We start from the raw sequence: 14,217 nt of genomic DNA on the forward strand, positions 1-14,217 counted from the left end.
GGCGGCACAAGTGCCGCCCTCGGGGCGATCACAGCGTGAATGGATCCTCGTCGAGCTTTTCTGTCAGGTGCTCAAGAGTGTCCGTAAGGCTTGACGGCGCACCGTTCAGCCTTTCGCGCTGCTTGGCGACGTGACCGATGAGGCGGAGGGTCCGTCCCGAGGAGATTCCGGGTGCGGCGGTGACCAGGGATTTGATGACGTCTTCCGCGTCGCGCCAGGCATTGACGTCCAGTAGGCATTGTGCGAGCCGCGCCACCCGCTCGCTTGAGTAGCCGGTCGTGACGTCACGCCCTGGTTGTGCGGATTGCAGTAGTAGCTCGATAGCGTTCTCTACTTCACCGGCGATCTGAAGTGTGTGACCCCACTGGCGGTCAATTTCCCCGCTGGTCACCCACCATGTCCAGTCCGGTTCACCGACGTCGTTACCGTCTTCGATGAGCGACCGGGCGCGTTGGAGCGACTCCATGGCATCCGACGTACGTCCCGTGCCGACCAGCCCCTTCGCTTCACGGATGCGGAACATCGCCTCCACGCGCGGGGACAGCCGCCTTCCGTTGAGCACCGACCGGGCGATGGACAGCGCCTCTTGGTTCCGTCCGCGCCATTCACTTTGCATCGCCATGTTCTGTAGCGTCAGCAATTCGATGGAGCGATCCCCGGAGAGTTTCGCGAGAAATAGCGCCTCATAGTTGAAGCGCTGCGCGGAGTCGTCTCTTTCCGCGTCCCAGAGAGCCCAACCGGCGACTTCCGCGAGTTCCGCAGCCGCCGACTGAATGTCGCGCTCGTACCGAGGGTCGTAGTCTCCGACTCCGAGCCGCCGATGCACGACCTTGAACGCGCGGCCTGCGGGCTCTGCGATCGATACTCCGCTGAGTTCGTTGTCCAGGACGACCAGCCGACGGGAAGTCTCCCGGATGGCGTATACGAAGTCAGCTCCACGTGCCTCGTTGAGTCTGAGTATCCGATCAGTGATGGCCGGTGATTCAGTAGCTTCCGGCGAAACTGGCGGCGGTGCTACTCGTGCCGCGATTGCGGCAAGTTCCCCGTCTGTCTTGAGCAGGGTGTCCAACGCCGTGACGAGTTGCCTCGACGGCTGCTGTTTCCCGGAGAGCACACGGGACAGATAGGCGTGGTCGTAATTCAGGTGGCGAGCGACCGCCCGAACACTCATGTCCCGGTCGCGAAGCAAGTCGCGGACCCTCTGGCTGAACTCCCCGCTGCCCATGGTGACCAGGGTACGGCTGTCACCGCGCAGTCACCAGGTGATCACCAACCGCGACCGCACATTCGCGGTTGTCTTGGGCGTACGCAAGGACCCCCGCGACCGTGCGACCGGCCCGGGGGCATGGCTATCGCTAACGGGAGCGACAACGTGTCGGACACTAGCCCAGCCACCCCACCCGCGAACACGCCCAACGACGACTGCGATGTGTGCGGGGCGCTGTTACGACAGCAAGCCGAAGCAAGGCGTAACGGGGATCAAAAGTGGGCGACCACGTGTCTCATCGAACTCCAGCGGCACCACAACGGCCCGCTGCACAGCGAGGCAGCCCGGTGAAGGGCCGCGCGATGATGACCCTGCGAGTGTCGCGGGACAGCGGAAAGACCTACGGGCCGACACGCGTGATCAGGTCCACCGAGCCCCTGATGCCGCTGGATACGTCGGTGTGGCCGCCGTGTCAGTGCCACCGATGTGTGTCGGTGCACATGACCATCCGTCAGTCGTACTGACGGGTGCAACACGAAACCGTCAGCCCTCTGGCCAGGGCCAGGGGGCTGACGATGTTCATAAGGGGCCCGTCTCAGCCCTGCTTGGGCGCGGCCTGCTGGACGACCTCGAAGGACCACAGGGTGGAGCCGGCCGCGGCGGGCTTCTGCTTCGGGGCGTCCTCGCCGCCGTGCTGGTGGGCCGCCTTCATGGGGCCCTCCATCCACGCCTGGAAGTCCTCCTCGCTGCGCCAGCGCGTGTAGACGAGGTACTGGTCGGTCCCCTCGACCGGGCGCAGCAGCTCGAACCACTCGAAACCGTCGGAGCCCTCCACGGCTCCGGCGCGTGACGCGAAGCGCTTCTCCAGCACCTCGCGCTGTTCCTCCGGCACGGTCAGCACATTGATCTTGACTACGCTCATGGCCCCATCTTGCCGTAGCCGATGTCGCGCGTCGGCGGTGGCTCACCCTCAGCCGTGCAGCTTCAGGCCCTTGGTCACCTTGTCCACCTGGCCGCGCGGTCCGTGGACCGCGAGGCCCACCAGGTTCAGCGCGTCGGCGTCGATGGTGCGGACCGCCGCGCGGTTGTCGTCCTCGTTGTTGGTGCCGAAGAGCTCCTCCGTGTAGAGGGCCGTCGGCAGGTCGCGGGAGAGGGCGCGGGCGTGGGTGCGGGTGAGGGCGGGGGCGTCGGCGGCGTAGACGAGGACCGGTTCGCGGAACATCGGGAGGTAGACGTTGCCCGAGGCGTCCTCGTACGGCTTGCCGACGATCTCGTCCGTGGCGTGCGCCAGGCCGCTGGAGAGGAACGCGGTCACGTTCAGCTTCTGCCAGTCGGCGAGGTCGGTGCGGACGATGACGGCGATCTTGGTGTCGAAACGCATGGACGGCAGTCTCGCCACCGTTCCGGCCCGGGGTCTTGAACGCTGGTGCGGGGGCGGTACGCGGCACGGCGGCACAATGGGGGCGTGGGTGTGGCAGGAGAAGGGGAGCGGGGGCCTGCGGACTGGGTCCGGTACTGGCGCGATCCCGACCGGGCCGTGGAGGCCATGCACGCGCACTTCTTCAGCCATCGCTTCCATCCGCACAGCCATGACGCCTACTCCTTCGCCGTCACCGAGATCGGCGCCCAGCGCTTCCGGTGCCGGGGTGCGCTGCGCACCAGCGGGGCGGGGATGGTGATGGTCTTCAATCCCGACGATCCGCATGACGGGGAGGCGGCCGCCGAGCTCGGCTACAAGTACCGCATCGTCCATATGGGTCCCGATGTGATGCGGAATGTCCTCGCTGATGTGGCCGACAGCGCCGCCGACCGGGCGGCGTTGCCCCTGTTCGACCGGCCGGTGGTCTCCGATCCCGTACTCGTCCCAGCCCTGCTGCGGCTGCATACCGCCCTGGTCGGTGGCGCCGGTCCGCTGGTGCGGGACGAGCGGCTGACGGCGGCCGTGGGGGCGTTGGTACGGCGCGGGGCCACCGGGCCGCTGCGCGCCCGGGAGCTGCCGGGCGGGAGCGGTGAGCAGGCGCGGGCCGCGCGGCGGGCCCGGGCGCTGCTGGAGGAGGCGTACCTGGAGGAGATCCCGGCGGCGCGGCTCGCGGAGGCCGCCGGGTGCAGCCGCTTCGCGCTCTACCGGGCGTTCCGCGCCGCCTACGGGATGGCGCCGAGCGACTTCCAGCGGCAGCTCCGGCTGCGCCGGGCGCGCGGGCTGCTGGTGGCGGGCCGTAGCGCGGCCGAGGCCGCGGCCCAGGCGGGGTTCGCCGACCAGAGCCATTTCCACCGGTGGTTCGTGCGGTGCTTCGGAGTGACGCCGGGAACATTTCAGCGCGCCGCGGGTCCCGATTCGCGGCGCACCCCGCAGCCCTGGTGAAATTGGGCCGGACCGTACGGACTCACGCGGAGCGCAAGCACCCTGCCAAAGCCTGACATCTTTCGGACAACCTCGGACGACGGTCAGGTGAAGTGGGAGTGTTCGGCGTCTGAGTAGTGGGCTCAGTAGGGTCTCCAGACATCCAGGACAGGTGAAAAGGGCGAGTGGGGGAGCGGCAGGGCGTGGCGAACGTGGAGCGGAGCGGACTGGGGAGAACCCCGGACACGGGGCCGGGCCCCGGTGCCGTCGGGGCGCGGACGTCACGGACCAGAATGGGGCTCGTGGCCCTGTGGCTCCTGGCCGGTGTGCTGGCGGTCCGTCAGGCGGCGGCGGTGCTGCGGCTGCCCCCCGATGAGCGGCTGACCGACCTGGAGACCTGGATCGGCGAAGAGGGCGTGCTGCATGTCAGGGGGTCGCTGTACGACGGGGACTCCTTCACCGGCACACCGTTTTCCGGGCTCGTCCTCAAGCCCCTGACCCGGGCCGCCGAACAGAGCCTCGGGGTCGCCTGGACCTTCGGCACCCTGCTGCTGGTCGTGGTCCTCGGGCTGGTCGTGGCCCGGTCGCTGCCCGGCCCGGTCTCCCGCCGCACCTCGCTGATCGCCGCACCGCTGGCCATCAGCCTGCTGGTGCTCTCGCTTCCGGTGCGCAACACCTTCACCCTCGGCCAGACCAGCATCATCCCGGTGCTCCTGGTCGTCCTCAGCCTGCTGCCCAGAACCTCCGGGCGGCAGGCCGGTGTGCTCATCGGGGTCGCCGCGGCGCTGCAGCCCGCGCTGCTGCTGTTCGCCGTCGTGCTGTGGCTCATCGGACGGCGCCGGGCCGCGGCGCTGGCGGGCGCCACGTTCGCCGGGTGCACCGCGCTCGCCTGGGCGGCTATGCCGCACGACTCGTGGACGTACTGGGGCCACCACATCGGCGGCGCCGGGCTCGGCGCGCCCGCCGACAGCCTGGCCAACCAGTCGCTGCACGGGCTGCTGCTGCGCATCGGTCTCGAGGGCCCGGTCGAGCTGGCGCTGCTGGCGGTGCTCGCGGTCGCCGTCACGGTGATCGGCCTGCGGCGCGCGGTGTATTACGCGAAGGACGGGCAGCTACTGCTCGCCGCCGCCATCACCGGCAGCGTCGCGCTCGCGGTCTCGCCCACCTCCTGGCAGCACCAGCAGCTATGGATCCTGCTGGCCGTGGTCGGCCGGGTGGGGCGGCGCGGCTCCGACCGGCTGGTGTGGCCGGTTCTGGTGGTGCTGACGATGTCGCTCAGCCGCACCGCGCTGCTGCCCGACATCGAGATTCTCGGCCATATCGGCTACAATGCGCCGCTTCTCGCCGCGCTCGTCGCCGCCTGTGTGGTGCCGTTCCACTCCCGCACCTCGCCGCGCTGGGACGACCCCGAGCCGACGCCGGTCGCCGACCCGGCCAAGAGCCGCTTCGCCTGGGTGCCGCTGCTGCGCTTCCTCAAGCGGCCGCTGTCCCGCCCGAACCTGATGCTCGAGCTGATGCTGATCCGCGTCGGCTACTTCGCCTACTCCTGGATCCGCGCCCATGCCCCGGACGAGCGCAGCGTGGCCGAGGGCCACGGAGACCAGGTGCTCACCCTCGAGAGCTGGCTGCACATCGACATCGAGCACTGGTTCAACGCCATCGTGGCCGACACCGGATGGCTCAAAGACTTCATGAACTGGTACTACAGCACCTTCCACTTCCTGATCCCGCTGTCCCTGCTGGCCTGGCTGTATCTGCGCCGCCCCGCGACCTACCGCTGGGCCCGTACGCCGCTGGCCTTCGCCACGATGCTCGCCCTCGTCGGCTTCTGGCTCTACCCGCTGGCCCCGCCGCGGCTGATGGGGCTCGGGTACGTGGACACCGCGCACGGCCCGCAGGATCTGAACAACCCGGACTTCGGCGCGCTCACCAAGCTGTCCAACCAGTACGCGGCCATGCCGTCGCTGCATGTGGGGTGGTCGCTGTGGTGCGGGGTGGTCATCGCGATCGTGGCGCCGTACGTATGGGCGAAGGTGCTCGGCATCCTGTACCCGCTGCTGACGACGGCGGTCATCGTGGGCACCGCCAACCACTATGTGCTGGACGCGATCGGCGGCGCGGCCATCGTCTCGGCCGGGTTCGGGCTGCAGTACGTGCTGCTCGGTGTGGGCAAGCGCCCGCGCGAGGAGGCGCCACCGCTGTCGGCGTCGATGGGCGCCGCGCTCGCCCGGGCCAGAGGGCTGGTACCGGGGCTGGTGCGGCAGCGTAGCGGTGGGCATGACGACGCCGAGCCGGTCGACGCCGAGCCCGCCGATGCCGGGGCCGAGCCCCCAAAAGAGGGACGGGCTCGCGTTGAGCGGCATGACCAGCGGGTCTAGCGTGGTGAGAAGGGGGCGGAAAGGCGTGAAAGCGCGTTAACCGGGGGGATCCGGGAATCGAGACGGGGAGCGGGGACCCCGACCGAGGAGGGATCAACGATGTCCCTGGTGAAGGCAGTAACCGCGGCGGTCGCGATGGGTGCTTCGATGGCCATAGCGACCCCCGCGGCCGCCGCGCCGCCGCACCCCTTCGTCTTCGTCCACGACAAGTTCCAACCGGCGTCGCAGGCGGAGAAAGCCGATGCGGTGACGTACGACAAGAAGCTGGTGCCGACGTCCGCCACGGTGTTTATCGCCGAGCTGCGCGTGGGTGGCAAGGGCATGAAGCACCATGAGGGCGGGGAAGGCCATGGCCACCGCATGATGCACAAGGGCACGTTCGTGTTCCTCAGCGTGCGCGGCCTCGCGCCCCACCACCACTACGGGATCCATGTCCATACGAAGCCGTGTGGCACCAAGCCCGACTCATCGGGGCCGCACTACCAGAACAAGGAGGATCCCAGGCAGCCCTCGACCAATCCGAAGTACGCCAACCCGCACAACGAGGTCTGGCTGGATGTCACCACCAACGGCGCCGGTAAGGGCTATGCCAAGTCCTGGGAGAAGTGGCAGTTCAGGTCCGATGGGGCCCATTCCGTGGTGATCCACAAGCATGCGACGGGCACCACACAGGGCAAGGCCGGGCAGGCCGGCGCCCGGTTGGCGTGCGTCAACGTGCCGTTCAAGTAGCGGCGTTCCGGGGCGCCCGGTGGGGCGGCGGGGCTCAGGGCGGCAGCAGCCCGATGAGCGGGGCTCAGGGCAGCAGCCCGACGAGCGGGGCTCAGGGTGGCAGCAGCCCGAGCGGGGCTCAGGGCGAAGCGGCCCGGGCTCAGGGCGGCAGCAGCCCGCCCTCCACCGAGGCGTTCCTGATCTCCTCGTACAGCGCGCGCAGCGTCTCGCTCACGGCGACCCGTGGCAGATGCAGTCCGTCCAGCGCCTCGGCGTCCACGGGAGCGTGGCTGTCGGTGGCCATATCGCCCCAGCCCTGGCCGGTCAGACAGCGCATCAGGGTGGGGTTGAGCCGGTCCACCCCGCGCACCAGACACGCCTCGGGCGTACGGCCCTCCTCGTACTCCCGCCACAGCGCCGGCAGTTCGGTGCCGAGCGGCGCGGGGAGCGAGGCGAAGCGCGGGGGCTCACCGCCCCCGGCGCCCCGCTCCACCGCGTCCATCTCGACGAGGTCGTGCATCAGGCACAGCTTGAGCATCTTGGTGAGGTCGAGCCGCTGCCCGGCCTCGCGTTCGAACTCGCCGTGCAGTATCCAGCTCACCATCGCCAGATGCCAGGAGTGCTCCGCGACGCTTTCCTTGCGCTCCGGGGTGGCGTTGTTGGCGCGCTCGATCTCACGAAGGCGGGCGGTCAGGGCTATGAAGTCGAAAAGTCTTCGCCGATCGCCCGCCGCGCCGTGCGGACCGTACATCTCGCTCATGGCGGTCAGTGTGCCCGCGTCCGGGGCGTTGTGGGACTCCTGGCACGGCACGAACAGCTTACGTATACGTCACCCTCAGCTCCTTGATCCCGTTCAGCCAGGCCGAACGCAGCCGCCGGGGCTCACCCGCGAGCCGGATGTCCGGGAGGGTGTCCGCGATGGCCTGGAAGATCAGCCGGATCTCCAGCTCCGCCAGGCTTTTGCCGAGGCAGAAGTGCGGTCCGCCACCGCCGAAGCCCAGATGGGGGTTGGGGTCGCGGGTGATGTCGAAGTCTTCGGGGCGGTCGAAGACCTCGGGGTCGTTGTTGGCGGAGGAGTAGAAGACACCGACCCGCGCGCCCGCCTCGATGTGCTGTCCGCCCAGTTCGGTGTCCTGGGTGGTGGTGCGCTGGAAGGACATCACGGGGGTGGCCCAGCGCACGATCTCGTCGGCGGCGGTGGCGGGGTGCTCGGCCTTGAAAAGCTCCCACTGGTCGGGGTGGGTGAGGAAGGCGTGCATTCCGTGGCTGATGGCGTTGCGGGTGGTCTCGTTGCCGGCGACGGCGAGCAGCAGCACGAAGAAGCCGAACTCGTCCGAGCCCAGATTGCCCTCGTCCTCGGCGGCCACCAGCCGGCTGACGATGTCCTTGGCCGGGCACGCCTTGCGGTCGGCGGCGAGGTTCATGGCGTACGAGATCAGCTCCATGGCCGACTCGGCGCCGATCTCCTCGGTGATGGCCAGTTCCGGATCGTCGTACGCGACCATCTTGTTGGACCAGTCGAAGATCTTGGACCGGTCCTGCTGGGGGACGCCGATCAGCTCGGCGATCGCCTGCAGCGGCAGTTCGCAGGCGACATCGGTGACGAAGTCCCCGCTGCCGCTCTCCCGGGCCCCTGCCACGATGCGTTCCGCGCGGTCGCGCAGGGCGTCCTCAAGGGCGCGGATGGCGCGCGGGGTGAAGCCGCGCTGGACGATCTGGCGGACCCGGGTGTGCTCGGGCGGGTCCATATTGAGCATGATCAGCTTCTGGACGTCGATCTGGTCCCGCTGAATGTGCTCGTTGAAGCGGATGATGGCGGTGTTGGCGTGGGAGGAGAAGATCTCCGGCCGGGTGGAGACCTCCTTGACATCGGCATGGCGGGTGACGGCCCAGTAGCCGTCGTCGCCGAAGCCGGCGATGCCGTGGGGCTGGGGGATCCAGCACACCGGGGCGGTCTGCCGCAGCCGGGCGAGCTCCGGGAGTGGCACCCGATGCTGATGGAGGTCGGGGTCGGTGAGGTCAAAGCCTTCGGGGAGCGCTGGACAGGACATGGCCACTCCAGAGATCTGACTGGGAGATCTGACGGCCTATCAGAAGTGTCCGCAACGTAGTAACGGGTTCTACAAGTCGCAAGAGAGAACGCGGCCATTATTTCGGGGGATTGGTACGGCTCCAGGTCCGCTCAACCCCTGCACAACCCTTGCGCCGCCGGGCCGGGCCTCAGCAGACTGAGCTGAAGAACTAGAACGCGTACTAGTTCTGGCGCGGGCGCTGCCGGGAGCCCCGCGGATGCGATGAGAGGACGAGACAGCCATGGCCGCGGAACCCGTCATCGTCGAAGCCGTACGCACCCCCATTGGCAAGCGCGGAGGCGCGCTCGCCAACCTCCACCCCGCCTATCTGCTCGGCGAGACCTACCGCGAACTCCTCGCCCGTACCGGCATTCAGCCCGACTGCGTCGAGCAGATCGTCGGCGGTACGGTCACCCATGCGGGGGAGCAGTCGATGAACCCCGCGCGCACCGCCTGGCTGACGATGGGCCTGCCGTACGAGACCGCGGCGACGACGGTGGACTGTCAGTGCGGCTCGTCACAGCAAGCCAACCATATGGTGGCCAACATGATCGCCACCGGTGTCATCGACATCGGCATCGGCTGCGGGGTCGAGGCCATGTCGCGGGTGCCGCTGGGCAGCGGCTCCAAACACGGCCCGGGCAAACCGTTCCCGGAGGAGTGGAACGTGGATCTGCCCAACCAGTTCCAGGCGGCCGAGCGGATCGCCCGCCACCGCGGCCTGACCCGGGAGAATGTGGACGCCCTCGGGCTGATCTCCCAGGAGCGGGCGGCGCGGGCCTGGGCGGAGGAGCGGTTCAAGCGCGAGACCTTCGCGGTGCAGGTGCCCACGACGGAAGAGGAACAGAGCGCCGGAGAGGGCATGTGGCGGGCCGTCGACCGGGACGAGGGGCTGCGCGACACCAACATGGAGGCGCTGAGCGGGCTCAAGCCCATCATGCCGAACGCCGTGCACACCGCGGGCAACTCCTCCCAGATCTCCGACGGCGCGTGCGCGGTGCTGTGGGCCTCCAAACGGATGGCCCGGGCACTGAAGCTGCGCCCGCGCGCCCGCATCGTGGCCCAGGCCCTGGTCGGCACCGATCCGCACTTCCATCTGGACGGGCCGATCGACGCGACCAAGGCGGTGCTGGGCAAGGCCGGGATGACGCTGAAGGACATCGACCTGGTCGAGATCAACGAGGCGTTCGCCTCGGTGGTGCTGTCCTGGGCACGGGTCTTCGGACAGGACCTGGCGAAGGTGAACGTGAACGGCGGCGCGATCGCGCTCGGACATCCCGTGGGGGCCACGGGGGCGCGCCTGATCACGACGGCGCTGCATGAACTGGAGCGCGCGGACAAGGAATTCGCGCTGATCACGATGTGCGCGGGTGGGGCGCTGGCTACGGGGACGATTATTCAGCGGTTGTAGGGCTGAGCGGCTGTGGGGGCGTCAGGTCCCCGGAGCCGCGGGCCTTGGGCGTGGCCGGTTCCTCCGGGGTGGCCGGTTCCTCCGGGGTGGCTGGTTCTTCCGGGGTGGCCGGGGCCTCGAAGGTGGTTGGGGCTTCGAAGGCCGCGCGGCGGGTTGCTCGGCGCAGGGCCTTGAGGATGGCGCCGCCGAGGGTGAGGGTGAGCACCATCGTGACCACGGCGCGCGGCAGATCCCAGCCCAGCGAGGTGGCCAGGCAGTACGCCACGAAGCGGGCCAGGTTCTCGCCGAGCGGATCGCCGGGGACGTAGGAGATCCCCGAGGCCATGCCCTGCATCAGGGTCCAGCCCTGCAGGTTCATGGCCGTCCCGTACGCCACGGACGCCACCGCCCCGTACCCGGCGAGCAGCAGCGACTCGGCCCGGCCGCGCAGCCGGGCGGCGCCGGGCAGCAGGCCCGCGCCCATCGCCACCCAGCCCATGGCCAGCATCTGGAACGGCATCCACGGCCCTACGCCGCCGGTGAGCAGCGCGGACGCGAACATCGACACGGCGCCGAGGACGAAGCCGAAACCGGGGCCAAGCACCCGCCCCGACAGCACCATCAGAAAGAACATCGGCTCGATCCCGGCCGTCCCCGCGCCCAGCGGCCGCAGCGCCGCTCCCGCCGCCGCCAGGACCCCGAGCATCGCGATGGCCTTGGCGTCCAGACCGGTGTCCGCGATGGTCGCCACGACCACGGCCAGCAGGAGCGGAAGCAGCGCGGCGAACAGCCAGGGCGCGTCGGCGGCATGGGTGGTGATCCCGGAGTCGCCCGGTGCGAACAGCGGCCAGCCGAAGGCGACGACACCGATCGCGGAGACGAGGGCGAGCGCCGCCACGGAGCGGGGGCCGAGGCGTACGGCCCGGATGCGACCGCTGGACGCCGCGGTCGGCTCCGTGTCGTGCGTCTCGGTCGGCATCGTGTCGTATGCCGTGGTCGGCTTTGGGTCGTACGCCTCGGTCGGCTCGGTGCCGTACGCCGTGGTCGGCTGTGTGCCGTATGCCTCGGCCCGGTGTGGCTCGCCGCTCAGGGGGCGCTGCCCGCTCATGGTGTTCCCTCCAGCGCCTGGCGCACCTGTGGCACCGTCAGCCACGGCAGCGGCGCCAGGACCTTGGCCACCTGTGGGGCGAACGCGGGGGAGGACACCACCACCTCCGCCGTGGGCCCGTCCGCGACCACCTCGCCCTCGGCCAGGATGACGACGCGGTGGGCGAGTTCGGCCGCCAGCTCCACATCGTGGGTGGCCAGAACGATCGCATGGCCGTCCGCCGCCAGCCCCCGCACCACCTCCACCAGCCGCGCCTTCGCCGCGTAGTCGAGGCCGCGTGTCGGCTCGTCGAGCAGCAGCAGGGGCGGACGGGCGGTGAGGATGACGGCCAGGGCCAGCGCCAGCCGCTGTCCCTCCGACAGATCGCGCGGATGGGCGGCGTCCGCCACCTCCGGCAGCAGCCGGCCGACCAGCTCACGGCAGGTGCCGGGCGCCGCGCCCGCGTCCTGGTCGGCCGCCGCGCATTCGGCGGCGACCGTGTCCGCGTAGAGCAGATCGCGCGGCTCCTGCGGTACGAGGCCCACCTGGCGCAGCAGTTCGGCGGGGCGGGTGCGATGCGGTACGACCCGGCCCGGGCCGACCCGCACCGACCCCGAGGCCGGTTCGTGCAGTCCGACCAGGCTCGCCAGAAGCGTGGACTTGCCCGCCCCGTTGCGTCCCATCAGCGCCACCGTCTCGCCCGGCCGCACCGACAGGTCCACTCCGCGCAGCGCCTCGACCCGGCCGTGGCGCACGGACAGCCGCGCCACCTCGCCCACCGGCTCGCCCGGCGGCGGATCGGCCACCGTCCGCGGGGTGAGCGACGCCAGCCGGTCCCGCAGCGGCCCCGCCTTGCGGCGCGCGTCCCGTACGGACAGCGGCATCGGTGGCGGCCACCCCGCGAGGCCGCCCAGCGCCACCACGGGGGGCTGGACGGGCGACACCGGCAGCAACTCGGCCGGTGGCCCGGCCAGCGGGGCGGCGCCGGGGGAGGGCAGCAGGATCATCTGGTCCGCGTACTGCACCACCCGCTCCAGGCGGTGCTCGGCCATCAGCACGGTGGTGCCCAGGTCGTGCACCAGCCGCTGCAACACGGCCAGCACCTCCTCGGCCGCGGCCGGGTCGAGCGCGGAGGTCGGTTCGTCGAGGACCAGGACGCGGGGGTGGGTCGTGAGCACCGAGCCGACGGCCACGCGCTGCCGCTGCCCACCGGAGAGCGTGGCGATGGGACGGTCCCGCAACTCGGCGAGGCCCAGCAGGTCCAGCGTCTCCTCGACCCGGCGGCGCATGGTGTCCGGCGTGATGCCGAGGGACTCCATGCCGTAGGCCAGCTCGTCCTCGACGGTGTCGGTGACGAAGTGCGCGAGCGGGTCCTGGCCCACGGTGCCGACGACGTCGGCCAGTTCACGCGGCTTGTGGGTACGGGTGTCCCGGCCCGCGACGGTGACGCGGCCGCGCAGGGTGCCACCGGTGAAATGCGGTACGAGACCGGAGACGGCGCCCAGCAGTGTCGACTTGCCGACCCCGGACGGGCCGACGAGCAGACACAACTCCCCTTCGGGGACGGTCAGATCCACCCCCGCCAGTGCTGGCCGCGCCGCCCCGTCGTAGTGCACCGACACCTGCTCGAACCGGATCACGGGCTGGCCTCCTCAGGCCCCGCCCCGGCTCGCTCGTCCTCTCGCTCGCCGGGTGGGGTTGGTGCGGTGGGGGTGGGGTGGTTGTCGGGGGCCGGGGGCGGCTCCGTTGTCGCGTCGTCGGGCCGTGGGTATGGCTTGGTGGCGGGTCGGGTGCTGGGACCGGTGCCCGGGGGTTCCGGGCGTTGTCGGTCCCGGGCTCGGGCCGGTTCGGTGGGGGCGTTGTCCGGTGGAGCCGGTGTCGGTGCCGGGGACGCGAAGGCCGGGAGCAGGCCCAGCAGTACGCCAGCCGCGGGCCACAGTGGCAGCGTCGGGGCGGTGAGTGGGACGACGGACGGCTGGAGGGCCCCCGGGGCGTACGAGGCGGCCCGGATCATCAGCGCCGCGACGGCCGCACCCGACCCCGCCACCAGCCACGCCCGGACGCCCCAGCGGTCCGGGCGGTAGCGGCTGCGCACCGAGCGGCGGCCGCCCAGCCACAGTCCGCCGAGCGCGGCGGCGAGGCCCGCGAGCAGCAGTGGCAGACCGTAGCCCGCGCCCTCGGCCGCGAGCAGGCCGTACGTACCGCAGCAGACGCCGAGCAGCCCGCCCAACGTCAGCGCGGTGGTGGTACGGGCGACGGCGGGCGGGACCTTCGCGGTGCGGCCGTAGCCGCGTGCGTCCATCGCCGCCGCCAGGGCCACCGACCGTTCCAACGCGCCCTCCAGCACCGGCAGTCCGACCTGCAGCAGCGCCTTCACCCCGCGGTCGGGGCGGCCGCGCAGCCGACGGGCGGAGCGCAGCCGCTGGACGTCCGCCACCAGATGCGGTGCGAAGGTCATCGCCACCACGACCGCCACCCCGGCCTCGTAGAGCGCGCCGGGCAGCGACTTGAGCAGCCGTGCCGGGCTGGCCAGCGCGTTCGCGGCACCGACGCAGATCAGCAGGGTGGCCAGCCGCAGCCCGTCGTACAGCGCGAACACCAGCCCCTCGGCCGACACCCGGCCGCCGATGCGCACCCCCTGCGCCCAGTGGGGCAGCGGGACTTCGGGGAGCGTGAAGAGCACCCGCGTCCCGGGGATCGGCGAGCCGAAGAAGACCGCGAAGAACAGCCGGATGGCCAGCACCACAAGACCCAGCTTGAGGAACGCGGTGTACGAGCGGGCCCACGGGGCGTCCGTGCGGCGTACGGCCACCACATAGCCCGCGACCGCGATGAGCAGCCCCAGCAGCAGCGGGTTGGTGGTCCGGGACGCGGCCGTGGCCAGCCCGAGCGCCCACAGCCACCAGGCCCCCGCGTGCAGCGCGCCTCCGCTGCGCGGGGCACTGCCGCGCGGGGCCCCGGCGCGCGGCCGGGCGCGGAACCGGGTGCGGAACCCGAGGCGGGGGCGGCGGCGCGGGGCGGTGGCGTCGGGAGT

General features: G+C 70.8%; 12 protein-coding genes. 4 read left to right on the forward strand and 8 right to left on the reverse strand.

Features of this window, described 5'->3' with window-relative positions:
- Positions 1 to 28: 28 nt before the first annotated feature.
- The 3 genes from J5X86_RS10855 to J5X86_RS10865 form a co-directional block, all read right to left on the reverse strand.
- A complete protein-coding gene (locus tag J5X86_RS10855) occupies positions 29 to 1,225 on the reverse strand; it encodes a helix-turn-helix transcriptional regulator (protein WP_208516502.1) in 1,197 nt (398 codons plus the stop codon).
- Between the two features lie 577 nt (positions 1,226 to 1,802).
- The gene (locus J5X86_RS10860) at positions 1,803 to 2,129 is read right to left on the reverse strand and encodes an antibiotic biosynthesis monooxygenase (protein ID WP_078641130.1); all 327 of its coding nucleotides are present in this window, start codon (positions 2,127 to 2,129) and stop codon (positions 1,803 to 1,805) included.
- Between the two features lie 48 nt (positions 2,130 to 2,177).
- Positions 2,178 to 2,588, reverse strand: coding sequence for a DUF2000 domain-containing protein (locus J5X86_RS10865; protein ID WP_208516503.1), 411 nt, complete (start codon positions 2,586 to 2,588; stop codon positions 2,178 to 2,180).
- A 165-nt stretch (positions 2,589 to 2,753) separates the two neighbouring features.
- On the opposite strand from J5X86_RS10865, the gene J5X86_RS10870 reads away from it, so the two are divergent.
- The 3 genes from J5X86_RS10870 (at position 2,754) to J5X86_RS10880 (ending at position 6,655) form a co-directional block, all read left to right on the forward strand.
- Positions 2,754 to 3,569 (forward strand): helix-turn-helix domain-containing protein, encoded by an 816-nt coding sequence (locus J5X86_RS10870; RefSeq protein ID WP_208516582.1) that lies wholly within the window; start codon positions 2,754 to 2,756, stop codon positions 3,567 to 3,569.
- Between the two features lie 272 nt (positions 3,570 to 3,841).
- Entirely contained in the window at positions 3,842 to 5,926 is a 2,085-nt protein-coding gene (locus J5X86_RS10875) for a bifunctional glycosyltransferase 87/phosphatase PAP2 family protein (RefSeq protein ID WP_208516504.1), read from the forward strand.
- A gap of 99 nt (positions 5,927 to 6,025) precedes the next feature.
- Positions 6,026 to 6,655 carry a superoxide dismutase family protein gene (locus tag J5X86_RS10880; RefSeq protein WP_208516505.1) on the forward strand — a complete coding sequence of 210 codons (630 nt, stop codon included), beginning with the start codon at positions 6,026 to 6,028 and terminating at the stop codon, positions 6,653 to 6,655.
- A gap of 139 nt (positions 6,656 to 6,794) precedes the next feature.
- On the opposite strand, the gene J5X86_RS10885 is transcribed toward J5X86_RS10880, so the two are convergent.
- Entirely contained in the window at positions 6,795 to 7,394 is a 600-nt protein-coding gene (locus J5X86_RS10885) for an HD family hydrolase (protein WP_208516506.1), read from the reverse strand.
- Positions 7,395 to 7,452: 58 nt separating this feature from the next.
- Positions 7,453 to 8,685 (reverse strand): cytochrome P450, encoded by a 1,233-nt coding sequence (locus J5X86_RS10890; protein WP_119987594.1) that lies wholly within the window; start codon positions 8,683 to 8,685, stop codon positions 7,453 to 7,455.
- A gap of 262 nt (positions 8,686 to 8,947) precedes the next feature.
- On the opposite strand from J5X86_RS10890, the gene J5X86_RS10895 reads away from it, so the two are divergent.
- Positions 8,948 to 10,117, forward strand: coding sequence for a steroid 3-ketoacyl-CoA thiolase (locus J5X86_RS10895; RefSeq protein WP_208516507.1), 1,170 nt, complete (start codon positions 8,948 to 8,950; stop codon positions 10,115 to 10,117).
- Here J5X86_RS10895 and J5X86_RS10900 read toward each other — a convergent pair.
- From J5X86_RS10900 to J5X86_RS10910, 3 genes are all read right to left on the reverse strand, one after another.
- The gene (locus J5X86_RS10900) at positions 10,101 to 11,075 is read right to left on the reverse strand and encodes an ECF transporter S component (protein WP_243980094.1); all 975 of its coding nucleotides are present in this window, start codon (positions 11,073 to 11,075) and stop codon (positions 10,101 to 10,103) included. The two genes, J5X86_RS10895 and J5X86_RS10900, sit on opposite strands and share 17 nt — an antisense overlap.
- 125 nt (positions 11,076 to 11,200) lie before the next feature.
- Positions 11,201 to 12,823 carry an ABC transporter ATP-binding protein gene (locus J5X86_RS10905; protein WP_208516509.1) on the reverse strand — a complete coding sequence of 541 codons (1,623 nt, stop codon included), beginning with the start codon at positions 12,821 to 12,823 and terminating at the stop codon, positions 11,201 to 11,203.
- A complete protein-coding gene (locus J5X86_RS10910) occupies positions 12,820 to 14,103 on the reverse strand; it encodes an energy-coupling factor transporter transmembrane component T (RefSeq protein WP_374229241.1) in 1,284 nt (427 codons plus the stop codon). Before J5X86_RS10910 ends, J5X86_RS10905 begins: the two co-directional genes overlap by 4 nt.
- Between the last annotated feature and the right edge of the window lie 114 nt (positions 14,104 to 14,217).

This window comes from Streptomyces sp. NEAU-YJ-81, assembly GCF_017592595.1.
GTDB classification, from domain to species: Bacteria; Actinomycetota; Actinomycetes; order Streptomycetales; family Streptomycetaceae; genus Streptomyces; species Streptomyces hygroscopicus_B.